This is a genomic window from Tunturiibacter gelidiferens (assembly GCF_013410115.1).
Taxonomy (GTDB): Bacteria; Acidobacteriota; Terriglobia; order Terriglobales; family Acidobacteriaceae; genus Edaphobacter; species Edaphobacter gelidiferens.
The window spans coordinates 2,100,122-2,120,877 of the sequence record NZ_JACCCV010000001.1 but is presented as its reverse complement, the minus strand read 5'-3'; the positions used below and the strand labels follow the sequence as shown (position 1 = coordinate 2,120,877).

Sequence of the window (20,756 nt, the reverse complement as noted above, 5' to 3'; positions counted from 1 at the left end):
ATGTACAGAGAAACGGGACTCGTGAATTCACCACCACCCTCGGGGCAGGACGACTCTGTTCTGCTTGGCCTTGTGCAGAGGGGGGACGAGTACGCCATGGCGGCGCTGTTCGACCGCTATTCGAAGGTTGTGTACTCGGTGGCCCTTCGGGTCCTCAGAGACCCGGCCGCGGCGGAGGACGTGCTCCAGGAAATATTCATGCAGATCTGGCGTAATCCTGATGGCTTTGTTGCAACTCGCGGAAGTCTTGGTGGCTGGCTCGCGGTGGTATCGAGAAATCGGTCGATCGATGCACTGCGCAGGAAGCGCCCGATGGAATCGGTCGACGATATGTCGCTGGCTTCGAACTACAACCTGGCGAACGAAGCTGAACGAAATTCTTTGATGGAGAAGGCGAGAGCGGTGATCAATCTGCTGCCGGTGGAGCAGCGGAAGACGCTGGAGATGGCATTTTTTGATGGCTTGACGCACTCTGAGATCGCGGAGATGACGGGCGATCCACTCGGGACAGTGAAGACAAGAATCCGCAGCGCGCTGACCTCGCTGAGAAAGGCGTTCCCAGCATGAGCGAGCCACGGCGTATCACATCAGAAGATCTTGCGTTGTTTGCCATGCAGCTCCTTCCCCCGGAAGAGATGGCGGAGATTGCCGCTTATGTGGAGCGGTCCGGGGAGGCGCGGCGGGAGTTGGCCGAGATTCAAGGCGATCTCGCAGTGTATGCCCATACGGTGGAGATGCAGTCGCCGTCTGCAGACTCTCGCGAGCGGTTGATGAAGCAGGTGGGCCGCGAGAAGAAGGCAATTCCGATCGATCGTTCTGCCGAGACTGCCGCTGTTGCCAGTTCGAGTGGGAGCGTTGCTGCGAACGAAGGGTTTGGACGTGGGGCGGGAAGCATTTACTCGACTGAGGAAGAACCGCCGAAGCGCGGGTTTGCCGGCGGGGTTCTGCCGTGGGTCGGCTGGGCGGTTGCCGCAGGTCTGGCCGTGGCAGCGGGCGATCTTTACAAGGAGCGGGAGACGCTTCGCAGCGCTGTGACCGAGCAGACCAGCAGGATCGATCACCTGACCGCGGATGCGGCGGCGGCGCGCCAGGTTCTGGATGCGATCACCGACAGCTCCGCGCTGAGAGTGACGCTGAACGTGAAGGGCGCGCCACCGGCTGTTCCGCAAGGCAGAGCAACCTATGTTGCGAGCAAGGGAACGCTGATCTTCCTGGCGGCGAATCTTCAACCGCTGCAGCCGTCGAAGACGTATGAGCTTTGGCTGATTCCAGCCGGCGAAGGTCAGAATCCGATTCCGGCGGGTACGTTCCGTCCGGATGCGCGCGGAAACGCCAGTGTGATTATGCCGCCGCTGCCTAAGGGCGTCGAGGCGAAGGCGTTCGGTGTGACCGTGGAGGATGAGGGCGGAGCGGCGACACCGACTCTGCCGATTATCCTGGTCGGCGCGGCTGCCGGCGAGTAAGCCTCATCGTTGGATCGAATAGAACGAAAGAAGCCATCCTCTGCGGGATGGCTTCTTTTTGTGTCCGATGAATCCGCTGCGGTGTTTCAGGGCTTCGAACTGGCTGCTAGAGGCAAAGACGAAATACCGGGGTCTTGACGGGTACCGCAGCATGAATCGGTTCGCTGCAACTGAGAGCTGTGGCCGCAATCCACTGCGTCGCGCGATGAGGCTGCGCGACTTCGGTCGAGATGACGACTTGCAGGGGGTGTCGGTTGCTTATTGGGATTATCGTGCTGCTACAGCCGTCGTTTGCTTTGCTCTAAGGTTGGGTGACGCGAACCGCGACTCCTCCACCCTGCAACGGGACGGTGGTGTCTATGACGTCCGTATCGGTGCGGATGACGGTCATGAAGTTGGAGTCCGGCGATACGACGTAGACCTTGCCAGTGGGGGTGCCGCTGGTGACAGCGATGTAGTTCGGATGGCCGTTGTTGGCCGGGGTAGATGCGTTTGGGCTGAGGCTAAGAGGAAGTGGGATGGTCGCGATGACGGTGTTGGTGTTGAGGTTAATCACCGAGACCGTGCAGGTGGTGGTGACGGCTGTGACGGCAACGCCAGGAGCTGCGCAGGGCAGGCTCGTGTTTCCCTTGTTTACGACGTAGGCGCGGCTGTTGGTGGTGTCCTGCAGGACGCCGACCATGACCGGGTTGACGCCGACTGGAACGGTCGCGACGACGGTGCCGAAGCCGATGGCGTCGACGGGATTATTCAGGTCGCAGTTTGGGTTGCCGACCTGAGCAGTCGCCGAGCAGAGAGGGATGCTGATGACGCTGAGCGAGCCCGGGTTGACGCCATCGCCTGCGTTGGCCACAACGACTTCGTTGCGAACGGGTGCGAAGTCTGCCCAGAGCGGGTTGGCCGTCGCGGGATTGGTGCATAGGGGGGCGATGCAGAGTGCGATGGGATTGGTTGCGCCTGGCGGGACAGTGTCGAGCGCGTTGGTCTGCGCGTTGATAACCGAGACGGTGCCGTCGCCCTGGTTGAGGATGAAGGCGCGCTTGGCGTCAGCGGTCATCACACCGTAGACGGGGTCCAGACCGACGGCGATCGCCGCGGGGTCGATGGTATTGCTGGCCGTTTCGATAGTGGAGACCTGACCTACGCAGCCGCCGCTAACAGGCTTGCTGATGGCGTAGACGCGCGGTGCACTCGCGACTCCGACGGTATAGACGGGGGTGAAAGGGGTCGAGGTTGGACAAGGGGCGAGAGGAGGAGCAGGATTGAGCTGCTGGCGGAGTGCAAGGGGGGAGCCGGTGAACTGCGAGATGACACCTTGTCCGGGATTAATGGTGGGGTCGGTAACGTAGGTGTTGATGCCTTCGGGAAGGATTGCGACCGGGCTGGCGCCGGGGAGCAGTGTGGTCTGGAGGATCTGGCTGGTGAGCAGCTGGGTGTCGATGTCGAAGCTGGTGAAGGTGTGGTCGCTATTGAGCGTGAATCCGGTGCTCGCGTTCGAGTTCGTGGTGGTTCCACCGTTCAGGATGAGGTAGTAGGGATCCACGCCTACATTGGCCGTGATGAGGATGGTGTCTCCCGAGAAGTCGACGAAGGTCAGCAGACCGGGTTGTGGATTGGTCGCGGTGCCGGTGCTGGAGATGGCTACGGCGAACTTTTGCGGCTGGGCGGCAGGGCCGACGGGATTGATGGCGCTGACGACGGGGCGGTAGTTGTTGCCGCAACCACTGAGCAATCCCAGGCTCAGGGCCAGGACGGCGACGACGGCTGCGAAGCTGAGTGTAGACCGGAGGGTCTGAGTTGCAGACCGAACGTGGCGCAGGTGCGACCGCGACTGAGTGGATCCTTTTGCTTCGATACTTGCTAAGTGCAAAACTGCTCCCGCGTTGGTGCTGGTGTTGGCTATGCTCAAGGTTCGATTGTAAATCACGGAATGGCATGAGGTTGGGATGGGCGAGGAAATACAAGGATCTCTGAGAGATGCGCACTGGACAAAGGCCATTCCGAGGGCGCGAGACCGGAGGCAGTCCGGGTGGCTGGTTTGGGCGATGGTCCCTTTGCTGGTGGGAGCGGCGTGGAGCGGTCTTTCGACGGCGGAGGCGGGTTCGGTACGGTCGCTTCTCTTCCCTGTTGTATTCAGCGTAGGGTTTGCGGGGTTGGTGTGGATGCTGCGGTCGGCTACGCTGCCGGCGGCCGGGGTGGGACTGCTGGTATGTCTCATTTCAGCGCTGGTGGTGGTGAGAGTGCCGATCGGCTCTGGAGTTTTTGCGAGACCTGCCTTGTCTGCCTTGATTACGTTGTTTGTGCTGACTTTCGCCGCGACTCGATTCGGCAGGCGGAGAAAAGAGGCACGTGGTCTGGCGGAGGCTCGGAGCGGCAGGCGCGCCTCGCAGGTGGTGGCGAATCTTGGAGTCGCGGCGTTGTGCGCGGCTATGGGACGATATAGCGTGGGATGGTATGGCGGGTGTCTGGCGGCGCTGGCCGAGGCTACGGCGGATACTGTTTCGTCGGAGGTTGGGCAGGCGCTGGGTGGACCGACCTGGTTGATCACGAAGCTTAGACGGGTGCAGGCGGGAAGAGATGGGGGCGTGAGTCTTGCGGGGAGTTTGAGTGGGGTGGTGGGTGCGGGGCTGGTGGTCTTGGTGGGATCGCGTGGGTTTGCGAGCTGGACGGATGCGGGTGTTGTGTTCGCGTCTGCTTGTGCGGGGTTGGTGTTTGATAGTGTGCTGGGGGCTACGGTGGAGGAGTGGGGGTGGGTGGGGAATGATCTGGTTAACTTTTTATCGACTTTGTTTGCTGCGGGCTTGGCTTGGTTGTGGCTTTGAGAGTGCTCATGTTGGGCTTCTATTTGGCTTCTACAAACTTGAAGAGGAATACGGGGGTCTCTCCACTGCGCAACCGACGGTGAAGCTGTCGATTGCTTCGGTCGAGATGACGGAGTCTGTGAGTTAGGAAGAAAAGGTAACAGCAGAAGCAGATCCCTGTGGGATGACAACAAAGGGACAAGCAACGACAAAGGCAGCAGCAGCAGAAGCAGATCCCCACGGGATGACAACAAAGGGACAAGCAACAACAGCGGCAACGGCGACGACAAAGGCAGCAGCAAACTAGACGTCGGGTTTGCCTTCGAGCCAGCTGTGCAGGAAGCTTACGTTCACATTCAGCCGGAGGGCCGTGTAGCTGATGATCTCGTGCACATAACGCATGGTGAGGTCGTAGTTGCTGATGTGGCCGAGCAGGGGGCGCGGTGAGGTGTAGACGTCGAGACCGGCGTCTTCGCAGAGTTGGCGGATGCGGAAGAGATGGGTGCCGTCGGAGACGACGACGATGTGGTGGAGATTATTTTCGCGGGCGATGGCGGCGAGGCGGTGGACCTGCTGCTCGGTGTCGATGGAGCGGGTTTCGGCGATGATGTTGGCGAAGGGTATGCCGTTGGCGAGGAGGTAGTCGCGGCCGACGCCGCCTTCGGTGTTGCCGGAGTCTTTGTCGGTGCCGCCGCCGAGGGTGATGACGAGCGGGGCGATCTGTTTGCGGTAGAGCTCGACGGCGTGGTCGAGACGAGCGTGAAGGACGGGGGATGGATGGCCGAGATACTCCGCCGCTCCGAAGACGGCGATGGCGTCGGCGGGCTGCGCGTTGTCCTGATGGGCGACGGTGTCGATCTGCACGTAGACCCAGATGCACCAGGCTGTGGCGATGATGAGCAAAAGCGCGAAGAGGCGGCGCAGGAGGAGACCGCGGGTTGTGCTTCTGCTGCGCAGATTGGATTGAGGCGCGATCATGTTTGTCCAGAGAGCGTGCGAAGGCCCAAGGCTATGCCAGAGAGTTCAACTTTTGCATCGAGCTAGTCTACAGGGTCGGACCCGTGAGGCTCGATGCAAAAGTTGTAGAGGGTGGGGGAGGAGATAAATCGCTAGTGCTGGAGGGCGAGGGCGATCTCGTGGGTGGGGATGGCTCCTTCGCGGAGGATCATCCAGGAGTTGCCGCCGCCGGAGAGATCGACGATGGTGGTGGCGGTGGTGCGGGCGGTGGGGCCGCCGTCGACGATGAGGGGGATCTTGTCGCCGAGCTGCTCGAGGACGCCGCTGGCGTAGGCGCACTCGGGAAAGCCGGCGAGGTTGGCGGAGGTAGCGGTGATGGGCAGGCCCAGGCGGCTGACGACGGCGCGAGGGATGGCGGCTTCGGGGACGCGGAGGGCAAGGTTGCCGGTGTTGGCGGTGACGCGGAGGGGAAGCCTGGAGCCTGCTTTGACGACGATGGTCAGGGGGCCGGGCCAGAACTTTTCGGCGAGGCGGTCGAAGGCGGAGTCGAGCTGGCGGGCGAGCTCGTAGGCCTGGGCTACCTCGGCGATGAGAAGGGAGAGTGGTTTGTGGCGAGCGCGGGCTTTGAGGTCGTAGATGCGATCGACGGCCTGGAGATTGACGGGATCGACGGCGAGACCGTAGAAGGTGTCGGTGGGGAGGGCGACGACGTTGCCGTTGTTGAGGCTGGCGACGACGTATTCGATGAGCGCTGGTTCGGGCTCGTCGGGATGGATACGGAGTGTTTCGGCCGTCAAATCTTGCTCCTGTGCCGGTAAGTCCGTCCGCTGGGGCCGGGTTCTGCTGCGATGCCGCAGTCTCGCACCTTAGCATACCGCCTCTGTGGGCTCAATGACAGTGGAGCGGACGGAGAAGAGGGTCGGCGTAAGATTTGGGGAGATGCAGACTCCGGAGTTGGTGGTTTCGAGCAGGGCGAATGCGCGGGTGAAGCAGCTGCGGGCGGCGTTTCAGGGCCATGCGCGGTTGAGTGGCGGGATGGTCGCGATTGAAGGTGATCATCTGCTTGAAGAGGCTCTGCGGAGCGGGATGGTGCTGAAGACGGTGTTTGTGAGTGAGCGGCGGACGGTGCCGGGGGTTGTACCGCGTGGGGTTGAGGTGCTGCGGCTGACGGAGGAGGTGTTCGGGAGCGTGGTGGAGACTCAGTCGCCGCAGGGGGTGGCGGCTTTGATGGTGCCGCCTGTGAGGACTTTGGCGGATTTGTTTGAAGGCTCGGGGGCCGCTTTGATTTTGATTGCGGCGGGAGTGCAGGATCCGGGGAATCTGGGGACTCTGGTGCGGTCGGCGGAGGCGTTTGGGGCGAGTGGGGTGTTGACGACGCCGGGGACAGTGAGTGCGTGGAATCAGAAGGCGCTGCGGGCCAGCGTGGGGAGTGTGTTTCGTGTGCCGGTGGTTGGGGTGACGGCTGCTGAGGTTGCGGAGTTGAAGGGGCGTGGGGTTCGGCTGATTGCTGCTGTGGGGGTGGAGGATTTTGGCGTGGTTGCGGCGCGGGAGATGGATTTTGCGGTGGATTGCGCGGTGATGATCGGGAATGAAGGGAGTGGGTTGGCGGCGGAGTGGTTGGAGATGTGCGATGGGCGGGTAACGATTCCCTGCCCCGGGCCGGTGGAGAGCTTGAATGCTGCGGTGGCGGGTAGCCTGTTGTTGTATGAGGCAAGTCGACAGAGGGATGTTTGATATGTCCGATATCGCGGAGCAGACGACAACAAAGACCAAATACGGGGGTCTCTCCACTGCGGCGGCAAAGTACGCCGCCTCCGGTCGAGATGACGATGATTTTGCTGAGGTTGAGATGACGACTAGTTGTTGAGATTTGGGAAAAGATCGTAGCGGCAGGGAGTGAGGGAGAGGAATGAGTTTGTTTGATGCTAGTCCGATGGCCGCTCCGGCTGCGCGTGGGCGGCAAGCGCCGTTGGCGGAGAGGATGCGGCCGCGGACGCTTGCGGAGTATGTCGGGCAGGAGCATCTGTTGGGGCCAGGCAAGCCGCTGCGGTTGGCGATTGAAGGGGATGATCCTACGTCGATGATCTTCTGGGGGCCTCCGGGCACGGGGAAGACTACGCTGGCGAAGATTATTGCGCAGATGACGCAGGCCAGCTTTATTGAGTTCTCTGCGGTGTTGAGTGGGATCAAAGAGATTAAGAACGTGATGGTGGAGGCGGAGAAGGCGGCGAGCTTCGGCTCGCGGACGATTCTGTTTGTGGATGAGATTCATCGTTTCAACAAGGCGCAGCAGGATGCATTTCTGCCTTATGTGGAGCGGGGAACGATTCGGTTGATCGGAGCTACGACGGAGAATCCTTCGTTTGAGATTAATGCGGCGCTGCTGTCGCGGTGCAGGGTTTATACGCTGGTGGCGCTGACGGAGGAGCAGATTGTGGGGCTGCTTCGTCGCGCGCTGGTGGATGTTGCGCATGGGCTTGCGAGTGGGGTTGAAGCGGATGATGACGCGCTGGCTACGATTGCTTCTTACTCGAGTGGCGATGCTCGGAATGCACTGAATGCGCTGGATGTGGCGGCGAAGCTTGCTGTCTCCCTGGAACCAGGGGGGCGCAGAGAGAAGCTGATTACGAAGGCGCTGGCGGCGGAGGCTTTGCAGCGAAGGGTGTTGCTCTATGACAAGAAGGGGGAGCAGCACTACGACATCATCTCGGCGCTGCATAAGAGCGTGAGGAACTCGGACCCGGATGCGGCGATGTACTGGCTGGGACGGATGTTGGAGGCTGGCGAAGATCCAATGTACTGTGCGCGACGGATAGTGCGGATGGCGGTGGAGGATATTGGGCTGGCGGCTCCGGAGGCTTTGAATCTTTGTTTGAGCGCGCGGGATGCGATGCACTTTCTGGGGCATCCGGAGGGAGAGCTGGCGTTGGCTCAGGCGGTGGTGTATCTGGCGCTGGCTCCGAAGTCGAATGCGGTTTATACGGCTTATGGTGCGGTGAAGGCGGATATTGAAGCGACGGCTGCGGAGCCGGTGCCGCTGCATCTGCGGAATGCTCCGACGAAGTTGATGAAGTCGCTCGACTACGGCAAGGACTATCAGTACGCGCATGATGTGGAGGGGCGTGTGGCGGATATGGAGTGTCTGCCGGCGGGGTTGGCGGGGCGGCGCTACTATCATCCGACCAATGAGGGGCGGGAGAAGCTGCTGGCGCAGCGGATGGATGAGATTTCACAGATCAAGGGACGAAAGCGGAAGCCCTGACGTGGTAGTTTAGCTGGACTCATCAACGACTCTTCCGAGGTGCTGCTTGGAATCGTATCCGCCGGTTATTCCCTATCTCGTTGTGCCCGATGCCGCTGCTGCTATCGACTTTTACAAGGCCGCACTGGGGGCGTTGGAGATTGTGCGGCACCACGCGCCGGAGTCGACCAAGATTACTCATGCGCATCTCGTGATCAATGACGGAAGCGTCATGCTTTCGGATGACTTCTCGGAGACGATGGGCGGCAAGCCTTCGACACCACAGGCCCTGGGCGGGTCGCCGGTTACGATCCATTTGCAGATGGCCGATGTGGACCGGTTCTGGGAGCGTGCGGTAGAGAATGGCGTGATCGTGACGATGCCGTTGGCCGACCAGTTCTGGGGCGACCGTTACGGGCAGTTTCAGGACCCGTTCGGGCATAAGTGGTCGGTGGGGCACACGAAGATTTCGCTGAGCGAAGACCAGTTGAAAGAGGCTGCGCGGGTTTGGTTCAAGATCTAACGGTTCTCGGAGACAGAATTAATGGGTGTAACAATTCATTATCAAGGCCGCCTGAAGGATGAGATGGCTTACGGTACGGTCCGTGACATCGCAACTGTCTTTGCGAAAAAACACGCATGGCCGCTAGAAACTATATCCGAATCAAAAAAGCATCTTGAGAGGGTCATTGAAGAGGAGTCCATCTTGTATGACGGTCCTGTCTACGGGATAAAGCTCAATCCGCATCCCTATTGCGAACCGTTTACGCTCGAATTCGACGCATCGCTTTATTGTCAGGACTACACCAAAACGCAGTTTGCTGGGCCCGATATACACATCGCGTTGATCGATCTTATTGAAGAGCTAAAGCCGCATTTCGTCGAATTCATCCTTGTGGATGAATCTGACTACTGGCCAAATTTCGATGAAGCAAGCCTACTTGGAAGCTTTCGCCGAATAGATGAGGTCATAGCTAACCTCAGAGATGAGAATCCCGGCTCGAAATATATGGTCCGAACTCCCGACGGAAGATTCATCGATTTCATTGGCTGACCCATTTCGTTAGTGGGCGTATTTGACGGAGCAGCCGTAGGGGCGGGTGCTCTCGATCTGCAAGGGTTTGCCGGACATGGCGGCGGTTAGGGTTTCGTTGAGGTAGTTGCGCGCGCCTTTGAGGTCTTCCTGGTCTGTGGTTGGCTTGTCGTCGATGGCTCCTTGGTAGATGAGCTTGCCGGTGGGGTCGATGACGAAGATGTGCGGGGTGGTTTTGGCTCCGTAGAGGCGGCCGATGGCGCCGTCGGGATCGAGAAGGGCGGCGGTGGGTGCGGCGTGCATGGTCTTGAGATAGGTGTTCTCTTGCGCGGGGGTGACGTAGCCCTGCTGGCCGGGCGCAGAGGAGATGACGGAGAGCCAGACAACACCCTTGGCGGTCCAATCGCGCTGCTGCGACTCCATGCTGCCGCTGAGGTAGTGTTTGCGATCGAAGGGACAGCCCTGGTTGGCCCATTCGAGCACAACGAACTTGCCGCGGTATTCGGAGAGTGTGTGCTGGATGCCGTTGGAGTCGGTGCCTTTGAAGTCGGGCGCGGGAGTGCCGGGGACGACCGCGAATGCAGGAACGCCGATGAGGAAGGCCAAGGCGAAGATGAGATTGCGTTGTGGCTTGATGTTCAAGGGACACCTCCACGACTGCGGATGGCCATATCGAGGCTAGCAAACGAGGCCAGCAAACAGTGATACGAGATTCGCCAGACCTTGGGTGTTTAGACGCTGAAGTATTGAAGATGTGTTGGATTCGCTCGACTGAGCGGATGCGGTGATCAGGCGAGGGTTAGGAGGTTGGCGTCGCGCCAGATGCGCCACTGGCCGTCGGAGCCGCGGCGGAGGGCGGTGAGGACGTTGCCCGCGTGCTTACGAGTTTCGCCGCCTTCGACGGGAATGAAGGAGACCTCGAGGAGGTTCCAGCAGAGAGCGAGGTCGCCGCTGATGGTGATCTCCTGCACGTTGGAGCGGCAGGTGAGATGAACTATCGCGATCATGGCAGAGAAGGCTTCAGCGAACTGCTTGCGGCGCATGGGCGCGCTGCCGGAGGTGAGGAAGACTACATCTTCGGTCATGAGCTGCATCTGGGCGGTGAGGTCTCCGGCTTCGGAGGCTTCACCCCAGGCATCGATGAGGGCGCGGATCTTTTGCTCGTCGGATGATTTGTAATCGGCGGGTTGCGAGGTCATGGTTTCACGTCCTTTTCGAGGGCGGTGAGGACGATGTCTTTCGTGAGTAGTTCGGGGAGTACGTCGGCGGAGGAGTTCTTCATCGCGGGATAGATAACGTAGGTGGGAACGCCGCTGCGATTGACCGAGGCGAGTTGCTTGGTGATCTCGGGGTCGTACTGGGTCCAGTCGGCTTTGAGGAGGGTGACGTTATTTTTGCTGAACTGGCGCTGGACGTCGGCGGATTTGAGTACGGCGCGCTCGTTGACCTGACAGCTGAGACACCAGGCGGCGGTGAAGTCGATGAAGACGGGATGGCCGGCTGCGCGGGCTTGATCGAGTGCTTGTTGCGAGTAGGGGGCCCAGACAAGGGTGGTGTCCTTCGGTTGATAGAGAGGGATGGCCAGGCCGAGGGCGGCGATGAGGAGGGCCGCGATGGCGCTCTTCCAGCTTGCGGGCCATTTGCCGAGCGCCCAGCCTGCTATGGCCAAGGCGAGGAAGCACCAGAGGAGCCGGGTGAGATGGTCGACGCCCTGGCTATTGCCGCTGTGGAGGTTTCCGTAGACCCAGGCGAGCCAGATTGCGGTGACGAAGAGAGGGACGGCGGTGAGCTGTTTGAGAATCTCCATCCATGCGCCGGGACGAGGGAGGATGCGTGTCCATGCGGGTTGGAAGCTGAGGAGGAGGTAAGGTGTGGCGAGGCCGAGGCCGAGGGCGGTAAAGACGGCGAAGGTGACTCCGGCGGGTTGGGCGAGGGCGAAGCCGATGGCGGCTCCCATGAGCGGCGCGGTGCAGGGGGTGGCGACGATGGTGGCGAGAACACCGGTGAAGAAGCTGCCGGTGTATCCCTGCTTCTGTGCGAGGCCGCCGCCTACGCTTGTGAGGGAGAGGCCGAGGTCGAACTGGCCGGCGAGAGAGAGCGCGAAGAAGAAGAGGCCCGCGGCGAGGACGGCGATGAAGGTTGGGGATTGAAGCTGGAAGCCCCATCCGGCCTGGCTGCCGGTGGCTCGGAGGATGAGCAGAACGGCGACGATGATCCAGAAGGAGACCAGGATGCCGAGTGTGTAAACGATGCCGTGGCTGCGGAGACGGCTGCGCTCTTCGCCAGAGGACTGCACCAGGGCAAGACCCTTGAGAAAGAGAACCGGGAAGACACAGGGCATCAGGTTGAGGATGATGCCGCCTATAAATGCCAGGCCGATGGCGCTGAGTGTGGTAACGCTGCTGGTGGCCGGGGCTCCGGGGATTTTGCTGCCGGGTGAGGGAGCGACTTCGCCGGGGGTGACGGGGGCGGTGATCTCGTAGGCTTCGGTGTCGGAGAGCTTGATGACGCCGTGGAGCTGGGCGGGCAGGGTTTTGAGGTCTTCGGAGCGGCGGATACGGAGGCGAACACCGTCTGAGGTGGGCTCGATCTCCTGCGGGGCGGCGTTTGCGATCTGATCCTGATCGGCGGGGTAGAACTCGGCGTTGGTCTCGCGGCCGCCGGTGACGAGGTTGAAGACAAAGTCGGTCTTGCCGCCGGTGATGGTGAGTTTAGCGTCAGCGGGGAGGGGCTTGGGGATGAGGCTGAGGGCTTCGCCTACAGGGCCGACAGGCTGTGCTGGAGGGGCTCCGGGGACGACGTTGAGGTTGAGGCCGAGGTGGGCTTTTCCGGGGATGCAGACCTCGCGGCAGACGAGCCAGCTGACCTTGGCGTCGAGGTGGACGGGGCCGGGCTTGAGGGAGTCGGCGGCGGTGAGTTGGACGGGGAAGGCGACCTCGTCTTCGTAGCCGAAGTCCATGAGCGGACCGAGCGGAAGGCGGCTGGGGATGGGAAAGAGCATGGGGCCGACGGTGATGCCTTCGGGGAGGGTCCAGGTGATTTTGGGTGGCTCGCCGGAGTCGCCGGCGTTGATCCAGTAGACGTGCCAGTGCTCTTCGAGGGTGAGGACGAGGCCAACCTGGACGGTGCCGCCGGGGGCGATGCTGGGGGAGAGAGAGACGAGTTCCGCTGTGAGATGCTGGGCTTTGACGGGGCCGGGGCCGCCGTCGCCGACGACCTGGAGCTGGGCGTGCGCGGGTGTCTGGAGGAGGAGGGCGCAGGCGAGGGCCAGAAGTGCGGATAGTTTGCGTACGTTAGTCATTCAGTTCCAATTGTAGGGGTATCGACGTGGGGTGTTGTCATCTGGGTGCCAGGTAGCGGTGTTCGACCATGATGCAGCGATCCATGACGACTTGAATTCCTGCAGCTTCGGCGCGGTTGGCGGCTTCAAGGTTGATGATTCCCTGCTGGACCCAGAGGTTGGGAAGACCGAGCTGAATCATCTCGTCGACGATGGCGGGGATGAACTTTGGCAGGCGGAAGACATCGACTATGTCGGGTTTGATGGGAAGGTCGGAGAGTGAGGCGTAGGACTTCTCGCCGAGGACCTTGGGGATGGAAGGATTGATCGGGTAGAGCTTGTAGCCGTGCTGCTGCATGTAGGCGGAGACGTAGTGGCTGGGTTTGGCGGAGTCTTCTGAGAGGCCGATGACTGCGATGGTGCGCGGATTTTCTTTGGCGGTCACGCCGAGCATGCTGCGGATGATCTCTGGTTCGTTCATTTTGTTTTGAGGGCCTCTGCGTCAGAGTCTATTTGGGCCATGCGCCTAAAAGGCGGCGGATGACGAGCAGTTCGCCGAGGTGATAGGCGTTGTGGTCGGCGACGAGGAGAGCCTCGCGGAGTAGATTCTGGCCATCGCCCCAGCGGAAGGGCTTGTAGAGGTCGGAGTTGGGGTTTTCGATCAGCGAGTGGAAGTGTTCAGCGTCGGAGCGGATTGCTGCGATGCACTGGTCCCAAGAGTTGGTGGCGGGTGGCTGCGGGGACTTGGGCCAGTACTCTTCTGGCCACTTCATGCCGTGATAGCCGCCGGTTGGAGGAGCGGAGAAGTTGAGTATGTCGCGCTGAGTGATGCGGAGATGCTCGAGGATCTGCCACGCGGAGTAGGGAAGGTTGGCGGGAACGGTGCCGCGGAGGTTGGCGGGAAAATCGTTGATGACTTCGTCGAAGGTAGCGTGCGCCTGACCGCCGTGGAGAAGAGATATCAACTGTTTGCGCAGAGGCACTTGTTCGTCTGGTGTTTTCTTCTTGTCGCTGGTCTTAGCTGTGCTCGGTTTGGATATGCTCACTGAGTCTTACCTCCGATGTCCCATTGTTGGATGCGGCGGAGGCGGCAGAGTTACATCGGTTTGCGGGCCATCACCACGGTGAGCGGCGGGAAGGTGGTGATCAGACTGCCCCGTTTCTTTTCGACGATAAGGCCAGCGTTAGCTAATTCCGAAGCGTATTCGCCGGTGAGTTTGTAGTCGGAGAGGAGCGCAATGCCGCCGGGTTTCAAGACGCGGACGATTTGTTGAAGCGCCTGGCGGCGGGTTGGCTGGTCGTAGATGTTGTGGATGCAGAGGTTGGAGAGGACGACGTCAAAGGTGGCGTCTGGGAAAGACATCGTCTGTGCTGGTTGGCTGAGGAGTGTGCAGTATCGAGAGATATCTTCGAGGTCGAGATTATGTTGCGTGGCTGCGGAGGAGTTGCCGCCCATGTCTATATTGGACCAGACATCGATGCCGGTGGCGTGGCCAGTGCCTGAGAGCGCGGAGATCCGTTTGGCTGCCCCGGCAAGAAGGAGGCCTCGTCCGCAGCCTACATCAAGGACTTGCTCGTCGCCACGCCACGGATGCAGGCTGAGCATGAAGTCGCGGTGACGAAATTTTCCGACCTTGACGTAGAGAAGGAAGAGAAAACCCTCTGCGATGAGGAACCCTGCAGGCCAGTAAAAGCTGCGAGCGTTCAGATCGACGGGACCGAGGTGAAGGATGTGAGGAGAGAAGATTGCAAGGAGCAGGCAGGCTCCGCCGATGAGGAAGAAGTTGCGCATGACGGCGGGTGCGTCTACACCGTAGTCAGGTTTCGTTGCTGGTGAGTTGGACAACGCCTTCTCCAAAGCGACGTCTTCTCGATGCTGGACGTCAGCTGGAATCAGTATTCCTTGTACTCAGCTTCTGCCAGTAGTGCAGCTTGTCACACCGGAGGATGACAGATGTCATGCAACGTCGTCGTCCTCAGCGACCTCCGCTGGGAAGTTGCCCTCGCGGCGCATGCGGAGGTAGCCGCGGATGAAGGGCTCGAGGTCGCCATCGAGGACCTTGTCTACGTCGCCGACTTCCACTCGGGTGCGGAGGTCTTTTGCCATGCGGTAGGGCTGTAGGACGTAGCTGCGAATCTGTGATCCGAACTTGATGTCGAGTTTGGAGTCTTCCAGCTTGCGGGCGGTAGCCTTCTTCTTGTCGAGCTCGTACTCGTAGAGCTTGGAGCGCATCATCTTCATGGCCCGCTCCTTGTTCTTGTGCTGGGAGCGCTCGTTCTGGCAGCCGGTGACGAGGCCGGTGGGGATGTGGGTGATGCGGACCGCAGAGTCGGTGGTATTGACGTGTTGACCGCCCTTTCCGCCAGAGCGGTAGGTGTCGATGCGGAGGTCTTCGGTCTTGATGTCGATGACGATGGTGTCGTCGATTTCGGGCGAGACGAAGACGCTGGCGAAGCTGGTGTGGCGGCGCTTGGCGGAGTCAAAGGGAGAGATGCGGACGAGGCGATGGACGCCGGTTTCGCCGGAGAGGAGGCCGAACGCGAAGTCGCCGGTGATGGTGAAGGTGGCGGATTTGATGCCGGCCTCGTCGCCGTCCTGGATCTCGTTGATCTCGACTTTGAAGTTCTGGCGCTCGCCCCAGCGGATGTACATGCGCATGAGCATCTCGGCCCAATCCTGGCTCTCGGTACCACCAGCGCCGGGATGCACGGTGACGATGGCGTTGAGCGGATCGGTCTCGCCGGAGAGCATGGTCTTGGATTCGAGCTTTTCGGAGAATTCGACTAAAGACGGAATCTCGCGGACGAGGTCGGGCTCGGTGTTCTCGCCTTCTTTAGCGAGTTCGAAGTAGGCCTCGATGTCGTCGGAGCGGCGAGCGAGTTCGGCGTCGTCGGCGAGGAGGGTTTCGAGGCGTTTGCGTTCGCGCATGAGGGGCTGCGAGCGGGAGGCGTCGGCCCAGACCGTGGGGTCGGCTATCTTTTCTTCAATAACGGAGAGTTCGCGGCGGAGTCGGGCCGAGTCAAAGATACTCCCGCAGATCGCGCACTTTGTCGCGGACCGGGGAGTAGGAGTATTCGAGATCGCTAAGCATGAGTTCTAGTTTACGTGAATTTCGACTTCAGGCTAAAGACGAGGCCGAGCGTGGTGAGGAAGGCGCAGGCGTAGGCGAAGAGATCGCCGTGGGCTGCGTAGAAGGTGAGGTCGTGCTCGTAGCCGAAGTGGACGCGCAGGCTGGAGCGCTGGTGGCGTGGGAGAGCGGCGGTGACGTGACCGAGGGGGTTGATGGCTGCGGTGACGCCGGTATTGGTGGCGCGGAGGATCCAGCGGTGGTTTTCTATGGCGCGCATGCGGACCATGTTGAGGTGCTGCCATGCGGCGCTGGTGTCGCCGTACCAGCCGTCGTTGGAGATGTTGATGAGGACGTCGGCGCCCTGCTGGGAGAGCTGGCGGATCTCGTCGCCGAAGATGGACTCGTAACAGATGAAGACGCCATAGGTGTGGCCTCCGGTGGAGAACACGGTGCGCTGCGCGCCGGGGGAGAAGGTGCCTACTTCGTTGAGAAGATTTTTTGCGAAGAAGAAGAGGTCTTTGAACGGGACGTATTCGCCGAAGGGGACCAGATGCATCTTGTCGTAGTGGCCGTCGAAGGTGCCGTCGGGATTGATGAAAGAGGCGCGGTTGTATGGGGTGTAGCCGGATCGATTGGTGGGGCTGGGCTCGAAGCCGGTGTTGCCGACGATAACGGGCGCTTGTGCGGAGAGGGCCAGGGCGGACATCGCGTTGCGGAACTGTGGGTCTATGTCTTCAAAAGGTGCTGGGGATTCGGGCCAGACGATGAGATTGGTCGCGATGGGAGGGTTGGCTTCGGATTCTTCTTCGTCGCGAGGTCGGACGAGGTAGAGAGTCTGGGTGTCGCGGAGCTCGGGGGTGCCGAGGAGAAACGTTCTTGAGGGATGGCGGCTGAGGTAGGAGAAGGAGTCGAGGAACTGCTGGGTTGTAGGTTGCGGACCGGTGTTCGCGGCTCCAACCTCGAGATTCTCCTGGACGAGCGTTGCGGTTGCGGTGGTGGGCGACGGCTTTGGGTTGGCGATGAGACGAAGGCCGAGGATATGGACGACAACGATGATGACGCCCGCGACGGTGAGCGCGGGACGCGTGTAGCGGCGCTCGCGGAGGCGGATACGAATGAGCCAGAGAGCGTTGACAGCGGCGATGATGAAGGAGAGACCGTAGGCTCCTGTAATGGGAGCGAGGCGGGTCAGCATGGGGTTGTCGACCTGAGCGATGCCGAGAAGGTCCCATGGCAGACCGGTGATGCGGGCACGAGCGAGTTCGACGGCGACCCAGGCGAAGGGGACGAAGATCAGAGCGGATTGACGGCCGAAGCGACTTCGGAATGCGGCGAGCAGAGCTCCGAAGAGGGCGTGATAGAGACCGAGGTAGAGACAGAAGAGGACGAGAATGCCTGCGGCGATGGGTTTGGCGAGGCCGCCATAGAGATACATGGTCTGGTAGATCCAGTAACAGTTGCCCAGATACCAGAGGAAGCCACAGAGATAACCGAGGGCTGCTCCCTGACGGAAGGTAAGTGGGTTGGCGTGCTTGTCGTTAGCGAGCATCGCCCAGATGAGGGGAAGGAGTGCGACCCAGCAAAAGGTGGTTCGCCAGAGAGGGACGGGCCCCGCGATGGGAAAGGGTAAAACCTGGAGAATGCCGGAGAGTACGGCCATGGCCCAAAGTCGCGGGGGGATAAGTCGCATCGCGTCTGAAGTCTAACATTGACATAGCAATTTCCAGTTAGTTTCCAGCTGGTTGAGAGATACAATGGGATGCGCATGGATTTCGTCATTCATCTCGTTGCAAAGATTGTTGTCCCTCTCTTTTTTATCGGGATGGCGGGTTCCGCAGTTGTGATCGTGGTGAGTTTTGCAGAAGACTTGAAGGAGTTGCTGGGGGATGAAGAATAGCTGTCAACGGCGGAAGCAGGATCACACTCTGCTCTTGCCGGTGGGTGTTGGCAGTGTTCCACTTAGGTTGGGGGAGTGGCCGTCGAACATGCTGAAGTTATTCAGTATCGCTGGCTGTTCGCGTTATCAAACAGCAAACCATAATGGGATCTAAACAAACGATCAATAAGCCGCAATCGAACCGCGTCCGCCTGGTCGTGGCGTCGTCGGTGATGCTCACCTTTATTTCTTTCTGGCGAGCGGCGGCGATTGTGCTGAACGACCTGGGGTCTTCGGCGTTCTATGCGGGTGGCATCGCGGAAGAGGCGGTGGGCAAGGCTGCGCCGTGGTTCATTCTTGGCGTCATGCTGTTCAGCTTTGCGGTGCGTGCAGTGTATGTCGAGAGCTGCAGCATGTTCACGCGCGGCGGAGTCTACCGGATCGTGAAGGAGGCATTGGGGGGAACGTTTGCGAAGCTAAGCGTGTCCGCGTTGATGTTCGATTACATTTTGACGGGACCGATCTCGGGCGTTTCAGCTGGGCAGTACATTGTCGGTCTGCTGAATGAGTTGTTGCGGCTGTGTGCGGCGCATCATTGGGCTAGCAGTTTGGTGCTGCATTCGAGCGGCTCGGCTCGACAGTTGCCGGTGGATGGGACTTCGGCTGTGATTGCGGGACTTATCACCATCTACTTCTGGTGGCAGAACACCAAGGGGATCGAGGAGTCAAGCGATAAGGCTCTGAAGGTGATGAAGATCACGACCGTGATGGTTGTGATTCTACTTAGCTGGGGAGTTTTCTCGGCGATCCATGTGGGGGCGCACCTTCCGCCCTGGCCTACTCCGGACAATCTCCACTTCAGCAAAGATGCTCTGGGATTTTTGAAGCACACAGGATTCATGCGGTCCCTGGGGCTCTTCGGAGTGTTGATGGCGTTTGGACACTCGGTGTTGGCGATGAGCGGCGAAGAATCGCTGGCGCAGGTAAATCGTGAGATTGAACATCCGAAGCTGAAGAATCTGAAACGGGCAGCGATCGTGATTGCGATCTACAGCTTCATCTTTACGGGCATCGGCACGTTGCTGGCTGTGATGCTGATTCCAGATGCGGTGCGGGTGCCGGTTTATCGTGACAATTTGATCGCCGGAATGGCAATGTTCATGGTGGGGCCGCTAGCGGTTCGGATTGGTTTCCGTGTCTTCGTGGTGATCGTAGGGTTTTTGATTCTTGGCGGCGCTGTTAATACCGCAATCGTCGGTTCGACCGGCGTACTGATGCGGGTGGCCGAGGATGGAGTACTCTCCGACTGGTTTCGTAAGCCGCAGCGCAAATATGGAACCAGCTATCGCATCGTGAATCTGGTTGCTGGGCTGCAGTTGTTCACGATTGTTGTAACTCGGGGCAACGTCATCATGCTGGGTGAGGCTTATGCGTTTGGCGTGATCTGGAGCTTCACCTTCAATGCGCTGGCGATGCTGGTGCTGCGGTGGAAGTATAAGGGCGAACGTGGCTGGAAGGTGCCGCTGAATATCCGGATCGGGAAGACAGAAATTCCTCTCGGACTACTTTCTGTCTTCCTGGTACTGCTTACGACTGCAATCGTCAATTTATTTACGAAATCGGTAGCTACGGTAAGTGGAGTTATTTTTGCGGCAGCCTTCTTCGTAATTTTTTCGCTCTCGGAGAGAGATAACAAGAGGCGTCACGATCTAACTACACTCCAGATGAGAGAACACTTTCAGCTGGAGCATCAGGATAATGTGGGACGTGAAGCATTGGAGATTCGTCCGGGCGCAGTCGTGGTGACGATGCGAGACTCGGCCGCGCCGTTTGCGTTGAAGTGGGCTTTGACTCATACCAATACGGACGATCAGGATCTGGTGGTGCTGGCTGCTCGAATGATGGGCGCAGGCGGACCGGAGTATGTCGACGCGTCGGAGCAGTTATTCAGCGAACATGAGCAGATGCTGTTTACGAAGGCAGTGTCTGTCGCTGAGAGCTTCGGAAAGCATATTTCGCTGCTGGTAGTTCCAGCTGGAGATATCTTTTCAGCGTTGGTGCAGACAGCTAACTCTCTTGATGCAGCGGCTGTCGTCTCCGGACTATCGACCAAGCTTACTGCAGAGGAGCAGGCTTACCATGTTGGCCAGGCGTGGGAGGCTCTCCCTGAGCCGAAGCGGCAATTTACTTTTTACGTTGTGAAACCGGATGGCGAGTCACTCAGCTTCCACATCGGTCCGCATGCACCTACTATCGAACCGCACGAAGTGCAGCTTGTACACCGTTTGTGGCTCAACATTCGTCGCGCGCCCGATATGCAGGACCTCCACCACAGCGACATACTCGCATATGCCCTGACCCGCATGGCGACTGAGTTTGCGCGAGACAAACAAGGAACCCTGGAAGATCTGCAACGGTGCATTGATGAGTCGCATCATCGTCGTGGTTTGGGGGGCTCGCGGCACGAAGAGTTGGATGAAGCTGGACCGGGATATGCGATCCGCGCTCCCAAAACAGGACATAGAGCCGAAGACCTTAAAGTGACTGCGGCTAAAACGAAATAGTCGGATGAGTTACTTCTTGTTTGCATCACGTTAGTTACTTCTGTATCGTCATTAGGTGGCAAGAAGAATTAGTCGAAGCAGATACACCCTCGAGTAACTCGACCTAGTGATGCCACTGGAGGTAACACGTGGAAGTTAGCCGTATTATTGCCGAGATTGATGCACAGATCGTGAAGCTTCAGCAGGCGCGCGCGCTACTGGGGGGGACGACGGCAACAGCAAAGCGAACGGGCCCTGGCCGTCCCAAAGGCAGTAAGAACGCCGCTGCCGCAACGCCAGCAGCAACCGCCCCTCGCAAACGCAAATTGAGCCCTGAGGGCCGTAAACGAATCGCCGATGCGATGAAGAAGCGCTGGGCAGACCGCCGCAAACAGAGTGCGAAGGGATAGAGTTTTTCTGGAATTTCCGCTAAAGAAATAAGGCGCCTCTAGTCGAGGCGCCTTATTTTCTTTAGACGCGTGCGATTCCGC

Annotated in this window: 22 protein-coding genes; 11 read left to right on the top strand and 11 right to left on the bottom strand. The window is 59.8% G+C overall.

Going from position 1 to position 20,756, the window contains the following annotated elements:
- Both HDF12_RS09100 and HDF12_RS09095 read left to right on the top strand, forming a co-directional pair.
- Complete coding sequence (locus HDF12_RS09100) at positions 1-567, top strand: RNA polymerase sigma factor (protein ID WP_179582251.1); 567 nt, start codon at positions 1-3, stop codon at positions 565-567.
- Positions 564-1,463 (top strand): anti-sigma factor, encoded by a 900-nt coding sequence (locus HDF12_RS09095; RefSeq protein ID WP_179582249.1) that lies wholly within the window; start codon positions 564-566, stop codon positions 1,461-1,463. The genes HDF12_RS09100 and HDF12_RS09095 overlap by 4 nt, the downstream gene beginning before the upstream one ends.
- A gap of 301 nt (positions 1,464-1,764) precedes the next feature.
- On the opposite strand, the gene HDF12_RS09090 is transcribed toward HDF12_RS09095, so the two are convergent.
- Entirely contained in the window at positions 1,765-3,333 is a 1,569-nt protein-coding gene (locus HDF12_RS09090; RefSeq protein WP_257025442.1) for a YncE family protein, read from the bottom strand.
- A gap of 76 nt (positions 3,334-3,409) precedes the next feature.
- Here HDF12_RS09090 and HDF12_RS09085 point away from each other — a divergent pair, with 76 nt between their 5' ends.
- On the top strand, positions 3,410-4,285 hold the full coding sequence (locus HDF12_RS09085; RefSeq protein WP_179582247.1) for a DUF92 domain-containing protein: 876 nt from the start codon (positions 3,410-3,412) through the stop codon (positions 4,283-4,285).
- Positions 4,286-4,567: 282 nt separating this feature from the next.
- Here the strand turns inward: HDF12_RS09085 and HDF12_RS09080 are convergent, their stop codons facing one another.
- Together HDF12_RS09080 and HDF12_RS09075 are read right to left on the bottom strand one after the other, a co-directional pair.
- Entirely contained in the window at positions 4,568-5,242 is a 675-nt protein-coding gene (locus tag HDF12_RS09080) for a YdcF family protein (protein ID WP_179582245.1), read from the bottom strand.
- Between the two features lie 131 nt (positions 5,243-5,373).
- Positions 5,374-6,018, bottom strand: a complete 645-nt coding sequence (locus HDF12_RS09075; RefSeq protein ID WP_179582243.1) for an L-threonylcarbamoyladenylate synthase — start codon at positions 6,016-6,018, stop codon at positions 5,374-5,376.
- Between the two features lie 94 nt (positions 6,019-6,112).
- Between HDF12_RS09075 and HDF12_RS09070 the strand changes: the two genes are divergently transcribed.
- The 5 genes from HDF12_RS09070 to HDF12_RS09055 are packed head-to-tail and all read left to right on the top strand — an operon-like array spanning position 6,113 to position 9,516.
- Positions 6,113-6,955: a TrmH family RNA methyltransferase gene (locus HDF12_RS09070; protein ID WP_257025608.1), complete on the top strand. Its 843-nt coding sequence runs from the start codon at positions 6,113-6,115 to the stop codon at positions 6,953-6,955.
- A 1-nt stretch (position 6,956) separates the two neighbouring features.
- Entirely contained in the window at positions 6,957-7,088 is a 132-nt protein-coding gene (locus HDF12_RS22300) for a hypothetical protein (RefSeq protein WP_257025441.1), read from the top strand.
- A 42-nt stretch (positions 7,089-7,130) separates the two neighbouring features.
- Positions 7,131-8,483 carry a replication-associated recombination protein A gene (locus HDF12_RS09065; RefSeq protein ID WP_179582241.1) on the top strand — a complete coding sequence of 451 codons (1,353 nt, stop codon included), beginning with the start codon at positions 7,131-7,133 and terminating at the stop codon, positions 8,481-8,483.
- A 46-nt stretch (positions 8,484-8,529) separates the two neighbouring features.
- Positions 8,530-8,985: a VOC family protein gene (locus HDF12_RS09060; RefSeq protein ID WP_179582239.1), complete on the top strand. Its 456-nt coding sequence runs from the start codon at positions 8,530-8,532 to the stop codon at positions 8,983-8,985.
- A gap of 21 nt (positions 8,986-9,006) precedes the next feature.
- The gene (locus HDF12_RS09055) at positions 9,007-9,516 is read left to right on the top strand and encodes a hypothetical protein (protein ID WP_179582237.1); all 510 of its coding nucleotides are present in this window, start codon (positions 9,007-9,009) and stop codon (positions 9,514-9,516) included.
- A gap of 9 nt (positions 9,517-9,525) precedes the next feature.
- On the opposite strand, the gene HDF12_RS09050 is transcribed toward HDF12_RS09055, so the two are convergent.
- From HDF12_RS09050 to lnt, 8 genes are all read right to left on the bottom strand, one after another.
- Positions 9,526-10,137 carry a redoxin domain-containing protein gene (locus HDF12_RS09050; protein WP_179582235.1) on the bottom strand — a complete coding sequence of 204 codons (612 nt, stop codon included), beginning with the start codon at positions 10,135-10,137 and terminating at the stop codon, positions 9,526-9,528.
- A 146-nt stretch (positions 10,138-10,283) separates the two neighbouring features.
- Positions 10,284-10,694, bottom strand: a complete 411-nt coding sequence (locus HDF12_RS09045) for a YybH family protein (protein ID WP_179582233.1) — start codon at positions 10,692-10,694, stop codon at positions 10,284-10,286.
- The gene (locus HDF12_RS09040; protein ID WP_179582231.1) at positions 10,691-12,796 is read right to left on the bottom strand and encodes a protein-disulfide reductase DsbD family protein; all 2,106 of its coding nucleotides are present in this window, start codon (positions 12,794-12,796) and stop codon (positions 10,691-10,693) included. The genes HDF12_RS09045 and HDF12_RS09040 overlap by 4 nt, the downstream gene beginning before the upstream one ends.
- Positions 12,797-12,833: 37 nt before the next feature.
- Positions 12,834-13,256, bottom strand: coding sequence for a CoA-binding protein (locus HDF12_RS09035; protein ID WP_179582229.1), 423 nt, complete (start codon positions 13,254-13,256; stop codon positions 12,834-12,836).
- A gap of 28 nt (positions 13,257-13,284) precedes the next feature.
- Positions 13,285-13,821, bottom strand: a complete 537-nt coding sequence (locus HDF12_RS09030; protein ID WP_353070808.1) for a DinB family protein — start codon at positions 13,819-13,821, stop codon at positions 13,285-13,287.
- Positions 13,822-13,871: 50 nt separating this feature from the next.
- The gene (locus HDF12_RS09025; RefSeq protein ID WP_179582227.1) at positions 13,872-14,621 is read right to left on the bottom strand and encodes a class I SAM-dependent methyltransferase; all 750 of its coding nucleotides are present in this window, start codon (positions 14,619-14,621) and stop codon (positions 13,872-13,874) included.
- Positions 14,622-14,732: 111 nt separating this feature from the next.
- A protein-coding gene (gene prfB / locus HDF12_RS09020; protein ID WP_179582225.1) for a peptide chain release factor 2 occupies positions 14,733-15,867 on the bottom strand; the annotation gives its coding sequence in 2 pieces (ribosomal slippage) (positions 14,733-15,797 and positions 15,799-15,867; 1,134 coding nt in all).
- A gap of 10 nt (positions 15,868-15,877) precedes the next feature.
- Entirely contained in the window at positions 15,878-17,536 is a 1,659-nt protein-coding gene (lnt, locus tag HDF12_RS09015; protein WP_257025439.1) for an apolipoprotein N-acyltransferase, read from the bottom strand.
- A gap of 75 nt (positions 17,537-17,611) precedes the next feature.
- On the opposite strand from lnt, the gene HDF12_RS22295 reads away from it, so the two are divergent.
- The 3 genes from HDF12_RS22295 (at position 17,612) to HDF12_RS09005 (ending at position 20,675) form a co-directional block, all read left to right on the top strand.
- Positions 17,612-17,743, top strand: a complete 132-nt coding sequence (locus HDF12_RS22295) for a hypothetical protein (protein WP_257025438.1) — start codon at positions 17,612-17,614, stop codon at positions 17,741-17,743.
- Positions 17,744-17,886: 143 nt separating this feature from the next.
- Positions 17,887-20,286 carry an APC family permease gene (locus tag HDF12_RS09010; protein WP_179582223.1) on the top strand — a complete coding sequence of 800 codons (2,400 nt, stop codon included), beginning with the start codon at positions 17,887-17,889 and terminating at the stop codon, positions 20,284-20,286.
- Positions 20,287-20,414: 128 nt separating this feature from the next.
- Entirely contained in the window at positions 20,415-20,675 is a 261-nt protein-coding gene (locus HDF12_RS09005; RefSeq protein WP_179582221.1) for a hypothetical protein, read from the top strand.
- Positions 20,676-20,756 lie beyond the last annotated feature (81 nt).

What these genes read in the sequence shown, in the direction of transcription:
- HDF12_RS09095 (WP_179582249.1), top strand. Translation starts at nt 564, where the DNA reads ATGAGCGAGCCACGGCGTATCACATCAGAAGATCTTGCGTTGTTTGCC.
- lnt (WP_257025439.1), bottom strand. Translation starts at nt 17,536, where the DNA reads ATGCGACTTATCCCCCCGCGACTTTGGGCCATGGCCGTACTCTCCGGC.
- HDF12_RS09085 (WP_179582247.1), top strand. Translation starts at nt 3,410, where the DNA reads ATGGGCGAGGAAATACAAGGATCTCTGAGAGATGCGCACTGGACAAAG.
- HDF12_RS22300 (WP_257025441.1), top strand. Translation starts at nt 6,957, where the DNA reads ATGTCCGATATCGCGGAGCAGACGACAACAAAGACCAAATACGGGGGT.
- HDF12_RS09045 (WP_179582233.1), bottom strand. Translation starts at nt 10,694, where the DNA reads ATGACCTCGCAACCCGCCGATTACAAATCATCCGACGAGCAAAAGATC.
- HDF12_RS09055 (WP_179582237.1), top strand. Translation starts at nt 9,007, where the DNA reads ATGGGTGTAACAATTCATTATCAAGGCCGCCTGAAGGATGAGATGGCT.
- HDF12_RS09010 (WP_179582223.1), top strand. Translation starts at nt 17,887, where the DNA reads ATGGGATCTAAACAAACGATCAATAAGCCGCAATCGAACCGCGTCCGC.
- HDF12_RS09035 (WP_179582229.1), bottom strand. Translation starts at nt 13,256, where the DNA reads ATGAACGAACCAGAGATCATCCGCAGCATGCTCGGCGTGACCGCCAAA.
- HDF12_RS09070 (WP_257025608.1), top strand. Translation starts at nt 6,113, where the DNA reads ATGACAGTGGAGCGGACGGAGAAGAGGGTCGGCGTAAGATTTGGGGAG.
- HDF12_RS09065 (WP_179582241.1), top strand. Translation starts at nt 7,131, where the DNA reads ATGAGTTTGTTTGATGCTAGTCCGATGGCCGCTCCGGCTGCGCGTGGG.
- HDF12_RS09040 (WP_179582231.1), bottom strand. Translation starts at nt 12,796, where the DNA reads ATGACTAACGTACGCAAACTATCCGCACTTCTGGCCCTCGCCTGCGCC.
- HDF12_RS22295 (WP_257025438.1), top strand. Translation starts at nt 17,612, where the DNA reads ATGGATTTCGTCATTCATCTCGTTGCAAAGATTGTTGTCCCTCTCTTT.
- HDF12_RS09080 (WP_179582245.1), bottom strand. Translation starts at nt 5,242, where the DNA reads ATGATCGCGCCTCAATCCAATCTGCGCAGCAGAAGCACAACCCGCGGT.
- HDF12_RS09100 (WP_179582251.1), top strand. Translation starts at nt 1, where the DNA reads ATGTACAGAGAAACGGGACTCGTGAATTCACCACCACCCTCGGGGCAG.